The organism is Nocardioides ginsengisoli, assembly GCF_039537225.1.
Taxonomy (GTDB): Bacteria; Actinomycetota; Actinomycetes; order Propionibacteriales; family Nocardioidaceae; genus Nocardioides; species Nocardioides ginsengisoli.
Window position 1 is genome coordinate 1 of record NZ_BAABAC010000026.1, and the last position, 18200, is coordinate 18200.

The 18200-nt window shown below is 72.7% G+C and carries 19 protein-coding genes; 6 read left to right on the top strand and 13 right to left on the bottom strand.

Translation table 11 applies throughout. From position 1 onward, the window contains the following. Nucleotides 1–11: 11 nt before the first annotated feature. Complete coding sequence (locus AB4880_RS15765; RefSeq protein WP_367920171.1) at nucleotides 12–1220, bottom strand: DUF8462 domain-containing protein; 1209 nt, start codon at nucleotides 1218–1220, stop codon at nucleotides 12–14. Nucleotides 1221–1346: 126 nt separating this feature from the next. Between AB4880_RS15765 and AB4880_RS15770 the strand changes: the two genes are divergently transcribed. Further along, complete coding sequence (locus AB4880_RS15770; RefSeq protein WP_367920172.1) at nucleotides 1347–1553, top strand: hypothetical protein; 207 nt, start codon at nucleotides 1347–1349, stop codon at nucleotides 1551–1553. Here the strand turns inward: AB4880_RS15770 and AB4880_RS15775 are convergent. Next, on the bottom strand, nucleotides 1528–2889 hold the full coding sequence (locus tag AB4880_RS15775) for a hypothetical protein (RefSeq protein WP_367920173.1): 1362 nt from the start codon (nucleotides 2887–2889) through the stop codon (nucleotides 1528–1530). The two genes, AB4880_RS15770 and AB4880_RS15775, sit on opposite strands and share 26 nt — an antisense overlap. A 167-nt stretch (nucleotides 2890–3056) precedes the next feature. On the opposite strand from AB4880_RS15775, the gene AB4880_RS15780 reads away from it, so the two are divergent. The 4 genes from AB4880_RS15780 (at nucleotide 3057) to AB4880_RS15795 (ending at nucleotide 5524) form a co-directional block, all read left to right on the top strand. Then, nucleotides 3057–3935, top strand: coding sequence for an Fpg/Nei family DNA glycosylase (locus AB4880_RS15780; protein WP_367920174.1), 879 nt, complete (start codon nucleotides 3057–3059; stop codon nucleotides 3933–3935). Between the two features lie 196 nt (nucleotides 3936–4131). Further along, nucleotides 4132–4365, top strand: coding sequence for a hypothetical protein (locus AB4880_RS15785; RefSeq protein WP_367920175.1), 234 nt, complete (start codon nucleotides 4132–4134; stop codon nucleotides 4363–4365). 49 nt (nucleotides 4366–4414) lie between these two features. Beyond that, nucleotides 4415–5164, top strand: a complete 750-nt coding sequence (locus AB4880_RS15790; RefSeq protein ID WP_367920176.1) for a sulfite exporter TauE/SafE family protein — start codon at nucleotides 4415–4417, stop codon at nucleotides 5162–5164. A gap of 21 nt (nucleotides 5165–5185) precedes the next feature. Then, nucleotides 5186–5524 (top strand): rhodanese-like domain-containing protein, encoded by a 339-nt coding sequence (locus AB4880_RS15795; RefSeq protein WP_367920177.1) that lies wholly within the window; start codon nucleotides 5186–5188, stop codon nucleotides 5522–5524. A gap of 89 nt (nucleotides 5525–5613) precedes the next feature. On the opposite strand, the gene AB4880_RS15800 is transcribed toward AB4880_RS15795, so the two are convergent. From AB4880_RS15800 to aat, 3 genes are all read right to left on the bottom strand, one after another. Then, nucleotides 5614–6216: a PT domain-containing protein gene (locus AB4880_RS15800; protein WP_367920178.1), complete on the bottom strand. Its 603-nt coding sequence runs from the start codon at nucleotides 6214–6216 to the stop codon at nucleotides 5614–5616. A gap of 88 nt (nucleotides 6217–6304) precedes the next feature. Further along, on the bottom strand, nucleotides 6305–6736 hold the full coding sequence (locus AB4880_RS15805) for a hypothetical protein (protein ID WP_367920179.1): 432 nt from the start codon (nucleotides 6734–6736) through the stop codon (nucleotides 6305–6307). A 176-nt stretch (nucleotides 6737–6912) separates the two neighbouring features. Continuing rightward, on the bottom strand, nucleotides 6913–7737 hold the full coding sequence (gene aat / locus AB4880_RS15810; protein ID WP_367920180.1) for a leucyl/phenylalanyl-tRNA--protein transferase: 825 nt from the start codon (nucleotides 7735–7737) through the stop codon (nucleotides 6913–6915). A 36-nt stretch (nucleotides 7738–7773) separates the two neighbouring features. Between aat and AB4880_RS15815 the strand changes: the two genes are divergently transcribed. After that, a complete protein-coding gene (locus AB4880_RS15815; protein WP_367920181.1) occupies nucleotides 7774–8469 on the top strand; it encodes an EcsC family protein in 696 nt (231 codons plus the stop codon). 90 nt (nucleotides 8470–8559) lie between these two features. On the opposite strand, the gene AB4880_RS15820 is transcribed toward AB4880_RS15815, so the two are convergent. From AB4880_RS15820 to AB4880_RS15855, 8 genes are all read right to left on the bottom strand, one after another. Next, entirely contained in the window at nucleotides 8560–9792 is a 1233-nt protein-coding gene (locus AB4880_RS15820) for a hypothetical protein (RefSeq protein ID WP_367920182.1), read from the bottom strand. Next, a complete protein-coding gene (locus AB4880_RS15825) occupies nucleotides 9789–10946 on the bottom strand; it encodes a hypothetical protein (protein WP_367920183.1) in 1158 nt (385 codons plus the stop codon). The genes AB4880_RS15820 and AB4880_RS15825 overlap by 4 nt, the downstream gene beginning before the upstream one ends. A 21-nt stretch (nucleotides 10947–10967) precedes the next feature. After that, nucleotides 10968–11915, bottom strand: coding sequence for a hydroxymethylglutaryl-CoA lyase (locus tag AB4880_RS15830; protein WP_437440505.1), 948 nt, complete (start codon nucleotides 11913–11915; stop codon nucleotides 10968–10970). After that, complete coding sequence (locus tag AB4880_RS15835) at nucleotides 11912–13720, bottom strand: ATP-binding protein (RefSeq protein WP_367920184.1); 1809 nt, start codon at nucleotides 13718–13720, stop codon at nucleotides 11912–11914. Before AB4880_RS15835 ends, AB4880_RS15830 begins: the two co-directional genes overlap by 4 nt. A gap of 7 nt (nucleotides 13721–13727) precedes the next feature. Further along, a complete protein-coding gene (locus tag AB4880_RS15840; protein ID WP_367920185.1) occupies nucleotides 13728–15284 on the bottom strand; it encodes an acyl-CoA carboxylase subunit beta in 1557 nt (518 codons plus the stop codon). 50 nt (nucleotides 15285–15334) lie between these two features. Continuing rightward, entirely contained in the window at nucleotides 15335–16201 is an 867-nt protein-coding gene (locus tag AB4880_RS15845; protein WP_367920186.1) for a hypothetical protein, read from the bottom strand. After that, the gene (locus AB4880_RS15850) at nucleotides 16188–16841 is read right to left on the bottom strand and encodes a hypothetical protein (protein WP_367920187.1); all 654 of its coding nucleotides are present in this window, start codon (nucleotides 16839–16841) and stop codon (nucleotides 16188–16190) included. The genes AB4880_RS15845 and AB4880_RS15850 overlap by 14 nt, the downstream gene beginning before the upstream one ends. 144 nt (nucleotides 16842–16985) lie before the next feature. Next, on the bottom strand, nucleotides 16986–18167 hold the full coding sequence (locus AB4880_RS15855; RefSeq protein WP_367920188.1) for a ScyD/ScyE family protein: 1182 nt from the start codon (nucleotides 18165–18167) through the stop codon (nucleotides 16986–16988). Between the last annotated feature and the right edge of the window lie 33 nt (nucleotides 18168–18200).

An 18200-nucleotide genomic window follows, 5' to 3' on the forward strand; every position in this document is an offset into this window, starting at 1 on the left:
CGTTCGGGCAGTCACGCCTGGGTGCGCAGATACCGCCCGAAGTGCGGCACCGTGAAGGCGATCCGCCCCCGCTCGCCGGAGTAGATCAGGCCCTTCTTGAGCAGTGAGTCGCGCGCGGGCGAAAGGGACTGCGGCTTCTTGCCCAGCACGTTGGCCACGTCGGCGGTGGCGACCGAGCCGACCGGGTCCTCGAGGCCGTCCTCGCTGTCGGCGACGGCGGCGTCGGCCATGGCCCGCAGGTAGTCGCGCTCGGCGGGGGTGGCGCGCTCGTAGCGCGAGCCGAAGAAGCCGACGGCGAGCTCGCGCTCGGCCTCGGGTCCGGCGACGGCGACGTCGTCGACGGTGATGGGCGCGCGTGGGGCGAGGTCCCAGACGGAGCGGCCGTAGGCCTGGATGAAGTAGGGGTAGCCGCGCGTTGCGTCGTACATGGCGGCGAGGGCCTCGGGGGTGAACTCGGCGTCCTCCTCGGCGGCGGGCGCGACGAGGGCACGGTCGGCGGCGTCGCGGGAGAGCCGGTCGATGCGCTGGTAGGAGAAGAGGCGCTCGGAGTAGGACTTGCTGGCCGAGAGGACGGCGGGCAGGTGGGGCAGTCCCGCGCCGACGACGATCACGGGCAGGCCGTTCTGGCTCAGCTCGTGGCAGGCGGCGCAGAGCGCGGAGATGTCGTCGGCGCCGAGGTCCTGCATCTCGTCGATGAACACCGCGACGCCCTTGCCGACGTCGGCTGCGAGCCCGCCGACGTCGGTGAGCAGCTCGACGAGGTCGATCTCGACGTCGCCGGAGTCGGCCCGGCCGCGGACGACCGGCGCGTCGATGCCCGGCGACCACCGGTCGCGGAGCTTGGCGTCGGCGCCCGCCTCGCGCTGCGCGAACGACCGGATCACGCCGAGGACGTGATCGGTCTCCGCCGGCTCCGGGTGTCCGAGCTCGCGGACCGCCTGGTGCAGCGCCGACGACACCGGCCGCCGCAGCGACTGGTCGGGGCGCGCCTCCAGCTTGCCGGTGCCCCAGCCCTTGCGGACCGCCGCCGAGCGCAGCGCGTTGAGCAGCACCGTCTTGCCGACCCCACGCAGCCCGGTCAGCACCAGGGACCGCTCCGGACGCCCCCGCGCGACCCGCTCCAGGACGACGTCGAACGCCCGCAGCTGCTCGTCGCGACCGGCGAGCTCGGGCGGGCGCTGGCCGGCGCCGGGCGCGTACGGGTTGCGGATCGGGTCCATGATGCGACGGTATCCGGCTCTCTAGGCTGCGCCTTAGATTCGCCTAGCGTGTCGCATCGAGGATCGTGGACGCGACCGGCCAGCCGCCCTGGGTCTGCGACGGCGCCGATCGGGCACCGGTCGGGAGTGGACGGCCTGGGCTTCGCGTGGTCGATCGCTCTCATCGTCACCGCCGGCACCCTGCCCGCGGGGATGGTACGGGCGGTCGCCTACCGCTCGGGCTCGACCGACCACACCCCGGGGATGCGGACGGTCGCGGTCGTCGTCCTGACCGTCGGGCTGGTGGGCCTGGTCTGCCTCTTCGGGCTCAGCGTCGCGCTGCTCGCGCGCTGACCCGCAGGGTCACCGCGCCGGCGACGACGCTGCCGAACCCGAGCGCGACCAGCCAGGGGTCGACCGGTCCACCGGTCGCCGGGAGGACGGCGGCCGCGGGCGTCGCGACGGCCGGAGCGACGTCGCCGGCCGGGCCCACCTCGACCTCGCCGATGACCTCGCCGTCGTCCCCGCCCTCGGCCGGCACGACCGGGTCGGTGCCGGGGTCGGTGCCGGGGTCGGTGCCGGGGTCGGTGCCGGGGTCGGTGCCGGGGTCGGTGCCGGGATCGGTGCCGGGCTCCTCACCGGAGCCCTCCGACTCCGCGCACGCCGGGGTGGCGGGCAGGCCCGGGACCAGGATGAAGTCCTCCACCCAGGCCGGCGAGATCTCGACGACCCGCGCGGCGATGACCTCGACGACGACGAGCGATTCGGCGACCGCGGTCCAGCCGTCGCCGGCCGGCGGCAGCGCCGAGGTGTCGGACGTCGTCTCGACGTCGGGCGTGCCGGGCCGGGTGGCGCCGGTGGCGTCATAGCCCGCGGCGACCGGGTCGCCGTCCCGCACCCAGATCGTGTCGACGACGGCGGGCGTGGTCTCGGTGTAAGCGCCCTCGACCCACCCCGCACCGTCCGGTACGACGCCGGGCGCGAGGTCGCGAGTGTCGGTGCTGGTCGACGCGACGCGGGTCGCGCCGGTGGCGGTGGCGCCCGCGGGCGGGGTGGCGCCGTCCAGGACCCAGGTGGTCTCGACGTGCGAGAGCTCGGTGACCTCGGCGACGGCCGGATGGTCGACGACCCACACCTGGGTGGTGACCGCGGGCGTGATCTCGCGGACGTCGGTGCGACCGGTCCAGGACCAGCCCTTGCCGCCGTCGCCGGCGTTCCAGCCCTCGACCTCCCACCGGGTCTTGCCGTTGGACTGCTGGACGTACTCCCAGAAGGTCTGGGTCATTGCCGGCGTCACCACACGGGTCTCGTGGTGGCCGACCTCCGGGGTGCCGGCGACGTGGGCACGGTCGATGACGGTCGTCGCGAAGGCCCGCTCGAGGACGTCGACGGCGCGGGTCCAGTGGACCGTCCCAGACGCCGCCGTCACCACCCGCGCGTACGCCCGCTCGACCACGTCGACGGTCCGCGTCCAGCGCCACTCGTCGCGGGTGACGGCCGGGACCGTCTCGGTGACGGCGGGGTGCTGGATGCTTTCGTAGACCGGGTCGACGGCGGGCTGGCCGCACGGCCGGTCGGGCGCGGGGATGACCGGCGCCGGCGTGGGCGCGGGGGCCGCGGAGGCGGAGGGAGCGATGCCGACGACCGCCACGAGGGCGAGCGGGGCCAAGGTCAGGTGCCGGATGTCCATGGGACCGTCTTTCGGGAGAGGGGGTGTGCGGCCTCCCGAGTGACGCCGATGCCCGACCAACGCGGCACGCCGGACGAGGTCACTGGCGCGTCCGACTATCGGGACGAAGTCCCCGGGCATACGGCTCGTCCGGCCCATCCGTCGGCGGGTCGCCCTAGGCTGTCGGTGTGCCTGAGCTCCCTGAAGTCGAGGCGCTGGCCCTCGATCTGCGCGGCCGGCTCGACGGTCGCGCCCTCACCCGCGTCCACATCGCCGCGTTCAGCGCGCTGAAGACCTACGAGCCGCCGCTCTCGGCGATCGAGGGCACACTCGTCGACGACGTACGACGGCACGGCAAGTTCCTCGACATCGAGGCCAGCGGCCTCCACCTGATCCTGCACCTCGCCCGCGCCGGGTGGGTGCGCTGGAAGGACGAGGTCCCCGCCCTCCCGCCGCGGCCCAGCACGAAGTCGACGCTCGCCGTCCGGGTGGTCCTCGACGAGCGCGACGGCGTCTCCCCCGGCCTCGACATCACCGAGGCCGGCACCAAGAAGTCGCTCGCCCTCTACCTGGTCCGCGACCCGCTCGACGTCCCCGGCATCGCCAGCCTCGGCCCCGACCCGCTCACCGACGACTTCACCATCGAGCGGCTCGCCGCCATCCTCGCCGACGCCGGCCGCAAGCAGCTCAAGGGCGTGCTGCGCCACCAGGGCACCATCGCCGGCATCGGCAACGCCTACTCCGACGAGATCCTGCACGCGGCGCGGATGTCGCCCTTCAAGCCCGCCGACAGCCTCGCCGACGACGAGCTCGCCGTGCTCTACGCCGCCGTACGCGACACGCTCGGCGACGCGGTCGAACGCTCGCGCGGGCTGGCCGCGAGCGAGCTGAAGGCGGAGAAGAAGTCCCACCTCGCCGTCCACGGCCAGACCGGCAAGCCGTGCCCGGTGTGCGGCGACATCGTGCGCGAGGTGTCCTTCGCCGACTCGAGCCTGCAGTACTGCCCGACCTGTCAGACCGGCGGCAAGCTGCTGGCCGATCGACGGATGAGCCGACTGCTCAAGTAGGTGTGGGAATCCCCGCTTCAGCGGGGATCCTTGCACTTCCTGCCGTTTGCAACCGTCAGGAAGCGTCGGAATCCCCTCTTCAGCGGGGATTCCGACACTAAGTCAACCCTCAGGTCAGGCGTTGTGGACAAAGTCCGCGACCAGCCGGTTGAACTCGTCCGCGTGCTCCAGCTGCGCCCCGTGCCAGCAGCGGTTGATGAGGTGTGCCCGCGAGTTCGGGATCCGGGAGATCGCCACCGCCTTCGCGCCCCACGGCGCCGAGGTCGCGCAGCGGATCGCCGACGAGCTCGACTACTTCGGGATCGCCGGCTTCGACGGGACCTTCGTCGCCCAGCAGGCCGATCCGCGGCGCGACCTGACCGCCGCGATGGAGCTGCTCGCCGAGGCGATCGTCGGCCTCGGCGAGGCGCGCATCGCCGCGGCCCGCTGAGCGGACCTGCGCCGCCCTCGCCGGGCGGCGACCTGGAACGATCGCCTGCGTGACCGACCCGACCACCCTCGCCACCGCGGCGCTGGTGGTCGCCTTCGCGTCGATGCTCCAGCAGGCGACCGGGTTCGGATTCGCGCTGGCCGCGACGCCGCTGCTGGCGCTGACGGTCGACGCACACGCGGCCGTCGTCCTGGCGCTGATGATCGGCTTCCTCGGGACCGCCTGGCAGGCGGTCGACGGACGCCGCGCCTGCGTCTGGCCGGTCGCCCGGCGGATGCTGCTCGGCGCAAGTGTCGGCATGGTCGCGGGCGTCGTCCTGTTCCGGCTGGCCGACGCCCGGACCCTGCAACTGCTCATCGGCGTCGCCGGGCTCGCGGCGGTCGCCGTCCTGGCTAGGGGGATCAACCTCCAGCACGCCGGGCGGCGGCTCGACTACGGCTCCGGCCTGCTCTCCGGGGCGCTGACCACCTCCGTCGGCACCAACGGACCGCCGCTCGTGTTCACCCTCACCGCGCGGCACTTCCCGCCCGCGGCCTTCCGAGCCACGCTGACCACGATCTTCACGCTCCTCGACCTGATCAGCATCGCGGTCTTCACGGTGGTCGGCGCGATCACTCCCGACATCCTCGTCGTGCTCGGGTGGACCTTGCCGTCGGTGGTCATCGGCGGCGCGCTCGGCGTGCGGCTGCGCCCGCACCTGCCGCCCGAGCGCTTCCGCAAGGTCACCCTCGCGCTGCTGACCGCGACCGCGCTCGCCGCACTCATCCCCGCGCTGCTGGGCCGCGCGGGCGCCGCCTGACCCGCCGCCTAGGCTGGAGGCATGATCCCTTCGGTCGAGATCGCCGGCGTCCCCAACCCGCTGCCCGAGGGCCTGGTGGTGCTCGACGTACGCGAGGACGACGAGTGGGCCGCCGGCCACATCGACGGCGCCGTCCACATCCCCCTGATGGAGCTGCCCGCGCGGCTCGGCGAGTTCGTCGAGCTCGAGGCCCCGCAGACGCTCGTCGTCTGCAAGGCCGGCGGGCGCTCGGCGCGGGCCGTCGCCTACCTCGCGCAGCAGGGCTACGACGTCGTCAACCTGGTCGACGGGATGATCGGCTGGGAGCGCGACGGGCGGGCGATGGTCGCCGACGGCGCGCACCCGCCGCAGGTGCTCTGACCGCTCGACGCCCGCCCCCTGCGACGCAGCGACCCCCGCACCTGGCGCAGGTGCGGGGGTCGCGCGCGTCGTTCAGCCGGATCGGCTGATCACTGCGAGGCGAGGTCCGTCGGCAGGTTCGAGAGCAGGCTCGAGAGGTCGCTCGGGAGCTCGGTCGGGAAGCCCGAGGGGAGGTCCGTCGGCAGGCCGGACGGGAGGTTCGTCGGCAGGTCCGTCGGCAGGCCGGACGGCAGGTCCGTCGGGAGCTCGGTCGGGGTGCTGTCGGCGCAGGTCTTGGCCTGGTACTCCCCGAACGCCTTGACCTTCTTCTCGTCGTCCTTCGAGATCTTCGTGCCGAAGGTGTCGGCGTTGTCGCCGTCCTCGAACGCCTTCTTGATGTCGTCGCCGTTGACGTCCTTGGCGGCGTCGATCGAGATCTCGAAGCCCTGGCGCGCGTCGTCCGGGATGCCCTTGGGTGTGCCGACCTTCGCGGCCCGCTCGCCCTGCTTCTTCACCAGCTCGGCGAGCTTGTCGTAGTCCTTCTTGCCGTAGGCCTCGAGGAAGGCGGCGCTGTCGGCCTCACCGTTGACGGCGTTGCAGAAGTCCTTGACCGAGGCGTCCTTCGGGCCGTCGCCACCGCCACAGGCGGAGAGCGAGAGACCCAGCAGGACGGCGGCGCCGGCGACGGCCAGCGGGCGCTTGATCGAGCTCATGCTCGGGGTTCCTTTCGTAGGTGCCACTGGGGGGTGCCGCTCCGTCCGGGAGCGGGCGGAGGGCACGCCCTCCGTGAGGTACGACGGATCAGCCGCCCAGCTCGGACGCGCAGGTCTTGCCGGCGTAGACGAAGAACGCCTCGGCGTTCTTCTGGTCGTCCTTGGAGACGCCCGGGATGTCGCTGCTGCCGTCCTTGTCGCCGAACGACTTCTTGGCCTCGTTGTAGTCGAGGTCGGTGATGGCGCCGACGACGACCTCGAAGCCGGCGCGCTCGTCCTTGCCGATGCCCTTCGGGGTACCGATGTCGCCGAGGTCGCCGTACGACTTCTGGATCTTCTTCCACTCCGCCTCGTTCGGCTCGTCGCCCTTGACGGTCGACGCGGTGGCGATGTCCTTCAGTCCGCCGCAGAAGTCCTTCTTGGAGGCGTCCTCGGGGTAGCTGCCGCCGCAGGCGGACAGGGTGAGGCCGAGCAGGACGGCGACGCCGGCGGCTGCCAGCGGGCGCTTGATCGTGGTCATGTCGATTCCTTTCTTGGGGGCAGACGCCGGCGGCGCGTGCCCACGGGCAGGGCGCAGTCGATCCGGCGACCTGGCGTCACCCTGCCCCATTGCTCTCAGACTATTCACAGATCGAGGCGAACTGCAGGTTGACAGTCCGTGACGCGCGTGGATCGCGTCACGGCGCTCCACCGCGGTCAGCGGGTCCAGCAGGCCGCATCCGGGACGTCGAGCAGCGGCCCCAAGGCCGCGAGGTAGGTCGCCCGCGGAACCTGCTCCACCCCCAGGCTGCTCAGGTGCGCGGTCGCCCACTGGACGTCGATCAGCCGCCGGCCGGCCGCGCCCTCGGGGTCGCTCTGCAGCGCCCGGACCAGGCCCAGCAGCGCCACCTTCGAGGCGTCGGTGACGTGGTGGAACATCGACTCGCCGGCGAACAGTCCGCCGATGCCCACGCCGTACAGACCGCCGACGAGCCGGCCGTCCTGCCAGGTCTCGACCGAGTGGGCCCAGCCGAGCCGGTGCAGCTCGCCGTACGCGCGGGCGATGCGGGCGTCGATCCAGCCGTGCGGACGGCGCGGGTCCGCGCAGGCGGCGACCACCTCGTCGAAGGCGGTGTCGATCCGGATCTCGAAGTCGCGTGCGGAGCGCCGCAGCGACCGCGACACCCGCAGCGCGTCAAGCCGCAGGACACCGCGGAACGCCGGGCACCACCAGCCGACCGAGCGGCCCTCGGGCATCGGGAAGAGGCCGGAGCGATAGGCGGCGAGCAGCGTCCCGGCCTCCAGGTCGGCGCCGATCGCGACCAGGTCGCTGCCGTCGTGGCGGCCCTCGCCCTCGTCGTCGAAGACGGCCGCCAAGTCGTCGATGCCGTCGGTGTCGTCGGCGGTGTCGTCGGCGGTGTCGTCGGCGGTGTCGTCGGCGGTGTCGTCGGTCTCGTCGTCGTCCAGGTCCTCGAGCGGCAGCGCGGCCAGGTCCTCCCGGCTCGGGAAGACCCAGGGAGTCACGGGCGGCTCGATCGGCACAGGAGGAGCGTAGGGGCCCCCTCTAGGCTGGACGGCATGGCATCGGTCAAGAAGGGCCTCGCTGTCGAGGCGGCACGCCAGCTCGCGCCGCGCGTCACCCAGCTGGCGCCCGGGCTGACCCAGTCCTTCGTCCGCGAGGCGCTGCACCGCGCGATCGTCGGCGTCGGCCCCCTCCCACCGGCGGCCCAGGCCGCCGACGCGCAGCTGCGCGAGCAGCGCGGCAACGTCGACAAGGCGGTGCGCGAGGTGATCGAGAACCACGTCGCGTACGCCGGCGTCGAGGGCCTCGCCACCAACCTCGGCGGCCTGATCACCGCCACCATCGTCGCGCCCGCGAGCATCGCCGGGCTGGCGCTCATCCAGTGCCGGATGGTCGCGGGCATCGCCCACCTGCGCGGCTACGACCTCGCCGACCCGCGGGTCCGCAACGCCATCTTGGTCTGCATCCTCGGCGAGGACGTCGTCACCAAGATGGTCAAGCGCAGCGAGATCCCCGCGCCTCCGATGGCGATCGCCACCGCGCCCCACCACGACCCGACCCTCGACCGCACCGTCTCGACAGTCCTCGCGGGCGAGCTGGTCGGCCGGGTGATCGGCAAGCGGGTAGCCACCACCGTGGGCAAGCGGGTGCCGCTGGTCGGCGGCGCCGTCGGCGCGGTCGCCGACGGGTGGAGCACGTGGCGGGTCGGGCGGTACGCGGGCCGTGAGTTCCTGCCGCGGCCCCTCATGTAACTCGGTGTTCGTTCATCCACCACGGTCGAGCAGCATCTGCCACGGTGTCGTTACCGGTCACAGCACCGTGGTGGATCTATGAACACCGAGTTACAGCTGCGGTCGCCCGCGCGCCGACCGGTAGGCCCCCAGCGCCTTGCGGCCCGGCTTGCTGCGCTCCATCGTCTGCACGGTCCACTCCATCGAGCGGAGCAGCCGCGGCGTCCGCGCCCGCATCAGCTCGCGGCGGGTGTCCTCGAGCTTCGCGCGGAGCTTCTCGTTCTCGGTCTCCGACTTGGCGTACTCCAGCAGCAGCGCCTTGATCGCGTCGACCCCGGCGGTGGCGACCTGACGCTCCGACGGGTGGTCGGGGTCGGCCCACTTGCCGGCGGGCGCCGCGGCACCGCGGATGTCCTCGAGGTCGCCCACGACGTCGTACCCCCGGGCGGCGAGCTCGGTGATCCAGGAGTCGGCGAGCTCGTGCACCCACGGGTACTGCTCGGGCGGCAGGCCCAGGCGCGGCGACCTGGTCCGCTTGGAGAGGGTCTGGTGGGCGAGCAGCTCGCGGACCATCGGCCGGTAGTGCTGCGGCGGCAGGTCGCGGCCGACGGTGCGGTTGATCCGGCGGATCAGCGCCGACTCGGGTACGCCGAGGCTCGGGTTGGCGCGCTCGGTGGTGAGGTCGAGGTCGAGCCGGTCGAGGTCGAACGCCTCGCTGAACCGCTTCCAGAGCAGGTCCGGCGGGCCGCCGGCGGGCGGCACGGTGACCAGGTGGATCCGCTCGGGCGGCAGGTCGGCGCCCCAGCGGGCGAGGATGTCGGGGATCTCCTGCACGCCCCAGAACCAGGCGCCCACGCGGTGGTTGCGCTCGGGGTCGTGGATCAGCTCGAGGAAGCGCGCGAAGCTGAAGCCGGCGCGGTGCTTGACGTTCTCCTGCCACTCCGCGGGGATCTGCCGCACCAGGTCGCGCACCGACAGGATCAGGTGCACCTCGGTGCCGCCGTCCCGCGTGTCGCCGCCGAGGCGGTGGCCGATCGAGCTGAGCGCGCGGGCGACCTGCGTCCGGGACGCCGTCGCGAGGATCTCGTGGCTGATGATCGCGGTGTCGTCGTGCTCGCGGACCTGCGCGGCGAGCCGGTCCCAGGCGCCGACGGCCTCCTGCTCGAGCCCGCCCCAGCGCAGCCGCATCAGGTCGAGCGCGGCCAGGAAGTGGGCGTCGAACCGGTCGGCCGGATAGAGCACGCCCTGCTTGAGCAGCTTGTCGCGGTTCTGGAAGAGCACGTCCTGGAGGTACGACGTCCCCGTCTTCGGCGTACCGACATGGAGCAGGACCCGGCGACTCACGCTTCGACCTCAACCGGCGCCGTGACAGGGTCGAGGAGCAGGCCCAGCGCCAGCGCGAGCACCTCGGCGTCGACCGGGAAGACCGGGTCCGCCCCCACGGGCCGCGGCAACAGCTGGTCGAGATCGCCGAGGACAGGGTAGCCAGCCGCGGCGATGTCGTGGCGAGTTCGCTCCGCCTGCGTGCTCAGCCAGGTCTCCCAGCGCGCCGGGACGGTGGGCAGCGGACCGCCCGCGCCGGCCAGCCGGGCGCCGAGCGTGGCCCGCAGCAGCCCCGGGCGGTCGTCGGTCGCGACGAGCAGGCCGAGCGGCTCGCCGACGCGTCGGGCGAGGTCGACCGCGTTGGCGCCGAGGTGCGGGGGCCCGGCGATCCGGCGGACGCCGAGCTCGTCGGCGAGCTGCGCCTCGTCGAGGACGATCCGGACGTTCTCTGCGCCGTACTTGTGCGCGGCGGAGCGGGCCATCCGGGCCAGGTCGGCCCGCGGCGGCAGGTGGCCGGCGCCCGCGAAGGAGCGCAGGAAGTGCTGCCAGGTCACGCCGCCCTGGTCGAAGGAGCGGGCGGTCCAGGCCTGGGCCAGGACGGCGCCGAGGTCGTCGGCGAGCAGGTACGCCGTGGGCCGGCGCCCGCCCGGACGGTGGCCGTGCGCGACCAGTTCCGCGCGGACGGCGTCGGCACGCCACTGCATGCCGACGATGACGAACGAGCGCACCCAGGGACGTCGTACCGAACGGGCGCGGTCGATGAGGGAGCGCTCCGGCGCCGGCGTACTCGCCGTGGCGGCGACGTCGTCGGCGATCAACGCGGACGCGACGCGGAGCAGCTCGTCGTCGGGCAGCGCGTCGGGGTCGACCGGTCGCGGACCGAACCGCTCGTCGTCGACGCCGGCGATCGGCAGGTCGCTGCGACCGCGGCCGGAGACGCCTGCGGCGAGGATCCGCTCGGCGGTCGCGGTCGGGACGTCGCGGCCGGCCGCGGCGGCGTGGACGTTGAGCCGCCGGAGCAGCGCGAGCTGCTGCGCACCGGGCAGCCGGCCGGCGAACGGCTCGGCCTCGCCGCCGCCCTGCGCGTCAGCCTGGGCGGCCCACGCCTGCCAGGGCGTCGTCGATCCGGACCGCAGCGCGGCCGCCCACCCCCAGGCCTGCCGCTGTCCGCTCATGCGGACAACGGTAAAGGGCGGTCAGGAACCGCCTCCAGCGAGGGCCCGTACGACGGCGGACGGGCTGGGGCGGCCGAGCTGCTCGGCCATCCAGACGCTGGTGCCGACGACCGCGTCGAGGTCGACGCCGTGCTCGATGCCGAGGCCGGTGAGGAACCAGACCAGGTCCTCGGTGGCGAGGTTGCCGGTCGCGCTCTTGGCGTAGGGGCAGCCGCCGAGGCCGCCGGCCGAGGCGTCGTAGGTCGTGATGCCGGACTGGAGCCCCGCGTGGACGTTGGTGAGGGCCTGGCCGTAGGTGTCGTGGAAGTGCAGCGCGAGCCGCCCGCAGCCGACGCCGGCGTCGGCGAACGCCGCGATGAGCGCCTTGACGTGGCCGGCGGTGGCGACGCCGATGGTGTCGCCGAGGCTGAGCTGGCCGACGCCGAGGTCGAGCAGCCGCTTGCCGACGGCGACGACCTGCTCGACCGGGACGGCGCCCTCCCACGGGTCGCCGAAGCACATCGAGACGTAGCCGCGGACGTCCATCCCGGCGGCGAGCGCGGCGGCGATGGTCGGCTCGAACATCTCGAACTGCGACGCGAGGGTGCGGTTGAGGTTCTTGCTCGCGAAGGTCTCGGTGGCCGAGGCGAAGACCGCGACGTGGCGCAGGCCGAGCTCGACCGCGCGGTCGAGGCCGCGCTGGTTGGGCACGAGGACGGGCAGCTGCGTGGCGGCCTCGCCGAGGTCGGCAGTGAGGCCGGTCATCAGCTCGGCGGCGTCGGCGAGCTGCGGGACCCACTTCGGGTGGACGAAGCTGGTCGCCTCGACGATCGGCAGTCCGGCGGCGAGGAGGCGGCGGACGAAGTCGGCCTTCACCTCGGTCGGGACGATCGTCTTCTCGTTCTGGAGGCCGTCGCGCGCGCCGACCTCGTAGATGGTGACCTTCGTCGGCAGGCCCGGCTCGGGCACCACCATCGGCAGACCGGTCACGACTCCCCCTCCCACTCGACCCGGAACAGCTCGGCGCCGAGGGCGACCTGCTGGCCGGTCGCCGCGGTGACGCTGGTGACGACGCCGGCGTGCGGCGCCTTGAGTGCGAGCTCCATCTTCATCGCCTCGACGACGCCGAGGACGTCGCCCTCCGCGACCGTGTCGCCCGCCGCGACCTTCACGTCGAGGACGGTGCCGGGCATCGGCGCGACGATCGTGCCGTCGCCGGCCGCGACGCCGTGGTCGGCACTGGCGTCAGGACGGACGAACAGGTGGCGCTGGCCGTGGAGCACCAGCTCGACCTCGTGGGCGCTCACCCGCGCGACCGTGCCGGCCGGCACGCGGGCGGCGGGAGTGGCGGGCTCGTCGAGCTCGACGGTGAGCGGGCGCGCGGGCGCGCCCATCCGGAAGCCGTCGCCGGCGAACGGCCCGCTCGCAGCGGTGTTGGCGTCGAGCCAGAGCCGGGCCGCGAGCGCGCGGGCCGGCGCAGGGTCGGGCGGCGTGAGCTCGACGCGGTCGAGCCAGGCGGTGTCGATGCCGCCCGGTACGGCGAACTCCGGCCCCGCCGCCAGCTCGCGCAGGAAGCCGGTGTTGGTGGTCAGCCCCAGGATCGCGGTGTCGTCGAGCGCCGCGACCAGCGCACGCCGGGCGGTCTCGCGGTCACGGCCGCTGACGATGACCTTGCCGAGCATCGGGTCGTACGACGTGCTGACGACCTGTCCCGACTCGAGCGCGTGGTCGACGCGCGCGTCGGCCGGCCAGGACACGACGGTCGCCGTACCGGCCTGGGGCAGGAAGCCGCCGTAGGCGTCCTCGGCGTAGATCCGCGCCTCGATGGCGTGGCCGCCGAAGCGGACGCCGTCCTGGTCGAAGGGCAGGGGCTCGCCCGCCGCGACAGCGAGCTGCAGGGCGACGACGTCGGTGCCCGAGTGCAGCTCGGTGACCGGGTGCTCGACCTGGAGGCGGGTGTTCATCTCCAGGAAGTAGAAGTCGCCGGTGCTCGCGTCGAGGAGGTACTCGATGGTGCCGGCGTTCTCGTAGCCGACCGACGCCGACAGCGCGACCGCCGAGTCGTGGATGCGGGCCCGCAGCTCGTCGTCGAGCGCAGGGGCGGGCGCCTCCTCGATGACCTTCTGGTGGCGGCGCTGCACCGAGCACTCGCGGGTGCCGAGGTGGACGACGTGGCCGTGGCTGTCGCCGAGCACCTGGACCTCGATGTGGCGTCCGCGCTCGACGTACTTCTCGATCAGGATGGTGTCGTCGCCGAACGCGCTCGCGGCCTCACGCCGGGCCGCGGCGACCCCGGCCGCGAGGTCGGCGGCCGCACGGACCACGCGCATCCCCTTGCCGCCGCCGCCGGCAGCGGCCTTGACGAGCACCGGGTAGGCGAAGGTGGCGGGGTCGTCGTCGACGTCGTACGACGGCACGACCGGCACGCCCGCCGCGACGGCGAGGTCGCGGGCCGCGTCCTTGCGGCCCATCTGCTCGATCACGCGCGGCGTCGGCCCGACCCACGCGATGCCCGCGCCGGTGACGGCGGCCGCGAAGCCGGCGTTCTCGGACAGGAAGCCGTAGCCGGGGTGGATCGCGTCGGCGCCCGCCTCCTTGGCCGCGGCCAGGACGGCGTCGGCGTCGAGGTAGCTCGGGATCCGGAACGCCACGTCGGCGTCGCGGACGTGCAGCGCGTCGGCGTCGACGTCGGTGTGGATCGCGACCGTGCGGATGCCGAGGTCGCGGCAGCTGCGGAAGACGCGGCGGGCGATCTCGCCGCGGTTGGCGACGAGCAGGGTCTTGATGTCGGTCATCGCGCACTCACATCCGGAAGATGCCGTAGGAGGGATCGGGCGTGGGCACCGTCGAGACGACGTCGAGCGCCATGCCCAGCACCCGGCGGGTGTCGGCGGGGTCGATGACGCCGTCGTCCCAGAGCCGGGCGCTCGCGTAGTACGGCGAGCCCTGGGTCTCGTACTGCTCCTTGATCGGCTGCTTGAACTCCTCCACGTCGGGGTCGTCCTCGCGGCCGGCGACGGTGGCGAGCACGTTGGCCGCCTGGTCGCCGCCCATGACGGAGATCCGGGAGTTGGGCCACATCCACAGGAAGCGCGGGTCGTAGGCGCGCCCGCACATGCCGTAGTTGCCGGCGCCGAAGGAGCCGCCGATGACGACGGTGAGCTTGGGGACGACCGAGCAGGCGACCGCGGTGACCAGCTTGGCGCCGTCGCGGGCGATCCCGCGGTTCTCGTACTCCTTGCCGACCATGAAGCCGGAGATGTTCTGCAGGAAGAGCAGCGGGATGCCCCGCTGGTTGCACAGCTCGACGAAGTGGGCCCCCTTGAGCGCCGACTCGCTGAACAGGATGCCGTTGTTGGCGACGATGCCGACCCGGTGGCCGTGGATCCGGGCGAAGCCACAGACCAGCGTCTCGCCGTAGAGCTGCTTGAACTCCTGCAGCCGGCTGCCGTCGACGAGGCGACGGATCACCTCGCGGACGTCGTACGGCGTGCGGGTGCTGGTGGGCACGACGTCGTACAGGCTCTCGGGGGACTCGAGCGGGTCCTCGACCGGCGCCAGGTCGCGCGGGCTCGGCTGGTCGGGCAGTGTCGCGACGATGCCGCGCAGGATCCGCAGCGCGTGCGCGTCGTCGTCGGCGAGGTGGTCGACGACGCCGCTCTTGCGGGCGTGGACGTCGCCGCCGCCGAGCTCCTCGGCCGTGACGACCTCACCGGTCGCGGCCTTCACCAGCGGCGGGCCGCCGAGGAAGATCGTGCCCTGGTTCTTCACGATCACGGTCTCGTCGGACATCGCCGGCACGTAGGCGCCGCCGGCGGTGCACGAGCCCATCACCGCGGCGAGCTGCGGGATGCCGCGCGCGGACATGTTGGCCTGGTTGAAGAAGATCCGGCCGAAGTGCTCCTTGTCGGGGAACACCTCGTCCTGCATCGGCAAGAAGGCGCCGCCGGAGTCGACGAGGTAGACGCAGGGCAGCCGGTTCTCGGCCGCCACGGTCTGCGCCCGCAGGTGCTTCTTGACCGTCATCGGGTAGTAGGTGCCGCCCTTGACCGTCGCGTCGTTGGCGACGACCAGGCAGTTGCGTCCCTCGACCCGGCCGATGCCGGCGACCACGCCTGCGGCCGGGACCGCGTGGTCGTCGCCCGCCTTGCCGTACATGCCGTACGCCGCCAGCGGCGCCAGCTCGAGGAACGGGCTGCCGGGGTCGAGCAGACCGTCGACGCGGTCGCGGACGAGCAGCTTGCCGCGGTCGGTGTGCTTGGCACGGGCAGCCTCGCTGCCGCCCTGACGGACCCGCGCGAGGCGGTCACGCAGGTCGGCGGAGAGGTCCCGCAGGGTGGGCTCGGGGGTCGCGGACACGCGCCCCAGGTTAATAAACGTTAACCTGGGGCGCAAGGGATGGCTGCCTCCTACTGCTGGCTCAGGAGGTGGCCGTGCACCGCGTGGAACCGCTCGTCCTCGCCGGGCGCGAACCAGAGCCCGCCCATGCCGAGGCGGTTGGAACTTGTCCCGGCGATGAGCGGTGTGCCGTCAGGTGAGCGAATCTCCAACGAGAGTCCCTCGTAGGCCGACGGTTCAGGGTCGAGCGCTCGGCGGAGGTCGTCGATGGTCCAACCTAGGTCGTCGGGCAGGCGGCGCAGCCGCAGGACGATGTGGGGCGCCGGCCCGAGCGGACGCAGGACCTCAGTGGAGACGACATCGAGGTCAAACTTCGCGGCGGCGGCCGCCAGGTCGTCCCGGATCCGTTGATCGGTGCGCTGATCCGCCTGCGCCGCGAAGACCTGGCCCGAGGCCACGAACCCGTGACCACCACCCTCGTTGTAGGGGCCGGTCGGCAGATCCAGCACCGTCTCCACCTCGCCGAGCACGTCGCTGAGCAGTGGTTGGCTGGTGCGCTCGAGCTCGGCCAACGCCCCTTGAGCCAGAGTTGCGATCCAGGTCGCATGCAGACCGAGCCCCTGATCACGCGAGCCCGCCTTGACGTGGATCTCGAGGACTCCGTCCGCGGATCTCTCGACATGGACTCCCTGCATGCCCGCGCCGCCGCTCACTCGGGCGATGGCCTCCTTGCTGCGCAGAGCCGGACCATGAGGCTCGACGGCGCGTCCGGCGTAGTTGTTCGGCACATCGGTCGATGCCACGGGGGGCATGGGGTTCGGCGGAACCCCGCCACCATCGGCGCCGGAGGCCGCGACGACGCCGATCGTCGCGCCGATGCCGGTGACGACGCCCAGGGCCGTGGCGATCACGACGCTGATGCGGTCAATGCGTGACATGGAAGTCTCCTGTCGAGTCGAGACTGCTCACCGCGAAGCACGGGCCGTTGATGCCGCTCTCGGCGTGTCCGTAGTTCGCTCCCGTGATGTAGGTCCAGCTTCCGTTACGGAGCTTCTTCCAGGTGGCGAAGTCGGCGCGGGCCGGTCCGGTAGGGCAGGAGCTGCCGCCGGTCACCTCTCCCCACGCCTGAGCCGTGGTGGGACTGGTGAGACTGAACCCACTCTGGTTCATGCTCGTCCCGACGAGGCTGGCCTGCATGGTGGTCGACGACCCGCTCGGCGTCCGCGCGATGGTGACGAAGGTGCTGTCACCGTTGTTGAACGTCGCTCCCTCGTTGCAGTAGTAGTTCAACCCGTCGAACCGCTCGACGAAGCGATAGTCATTGCGGCACTTCTGATCGATGAGCACATTGCGACAGCGCAGGAAGCCGGCCTCGAGCTGCCGTGGCGACGGCCCTCCTGCAACAACCAATGCCGCATACACCACGCACGCATTCGGCGGCGTCGAGAATGATTCAGCCGTGATCATGGCCGACGTCCCGTCGACGTCGGTGACGTCTGTGTAGCGCCCGGTCTGATCAACACCGGCCCAGGCGGCCGTCGCCGCCGACCCGAGCACCAGCCCGATCGCAAACGCCATCCATCTCGCCAGGAATCTCCATCTGCCTTCCATACCTACCCCCCGAGTGGTGCGTCGATTCCGGCGAACGTACGAGGGTCTCCAGAAACCCACAAGGGCGGTGCGGCAACGTTGCCGCACCGCCCCTGAGCAATCACCCGAGCATCACCGCAGGCGCATCAGCGCCCCCGGTCCGAACAGCGGCCCGACGAGGTAGACGTGGTTGCTCACGTCCACGCCGCCCGGCAGCGTCAGCTGACCGCGCGCCAGCTCACGCACCCGCGGGTGCGTGCCGGGACGGCGGACCAGGAAGAGGCCACCCTCTGTCGAGCCCGGGACGCCGAGCTCGAAGTCGAGCCAGCTCTTCTTCGACAGCTCGAGGGCGTAGATCCCCTTGGGTCCGGCCGCCAGGTCGGTGATCGACGTGAAGCCCTGGGCGTAGCGCTTGCAGGCGCCGCGGCGCGGGTGCAGCGGGTCGCAGAGGGCGTTCGTGGTGCCGGGCTTGATCCGCCAGATCTGGGACTTGCCAGGGGTGGCCGGGAAGCCGCGGAGCTCACCGAGGTACCAGTAGCCGTCGGCCCCGACGGTCACCGAGGTGGCCACGGCCTCCGACAGGATCGGGGTGCCGGCGGGCGGGAGCGGGCCGCCCTGCTCCGGGGGTACGTCGGGCAGGCCCGGCGGGACCTTCACCAGGCGGGGCTTGATCCGCGCGACCGTGCGGACCTTGCGGCTGTGCGGCCACACCCGGAGCAGGTCGTTGCCGGCGGCGTCGGACACGAGCACGGTGCCGTCCCGCAGGGCGACGAGCCCGAACGGGTTGCTGTCGGTCGGGAAGCCCTCCTGGTCGTAGGGGTCGGGGTCGTGCATCTGGTATTTGCCGATGTCGACGACCGGCTTGGGCGCGGGCCAGCCGCGGCGCCAGCGGAAGAGGGTGGTGCCCGGAGCCATGGCGGAGCTCCGGCCGGCGGCCCGCAGCGACGCGAACCCACGCTCCGAGGGCGGCGGGCCGGAGGCGCCGGTCAGCAGGTAGATCCAGCCGTGCGTCCCCTTGCTGATCGCGGGCGGGAAGTCGGTGGGCAGGTTGCCGAGGTGGATCTTGCGTGCCGGCTTGTGGCGGCGTTCGACGACGAGGCTGAAGTCGCCGTTCGTCTCGGTGACCAGGGTCCGTCCGTGGCCGAGCGCGTCGATGCCGCGCGGGCCGTCAAGATGGACGATGGTGCGCGGCGCATGGCCCTGCGGGCGCGCTCCGGCGTCGCCGCCGGTCTGGCCCGCACGAGCCGGGGCCGTCGCTGCCGCGAGCGCGACGGCGATCACCCCGATCCCGATCCGGGCTGGGATCTTCAACATCTCGATTCCTCCAGTGGTTGGGGTGTCGTGCGT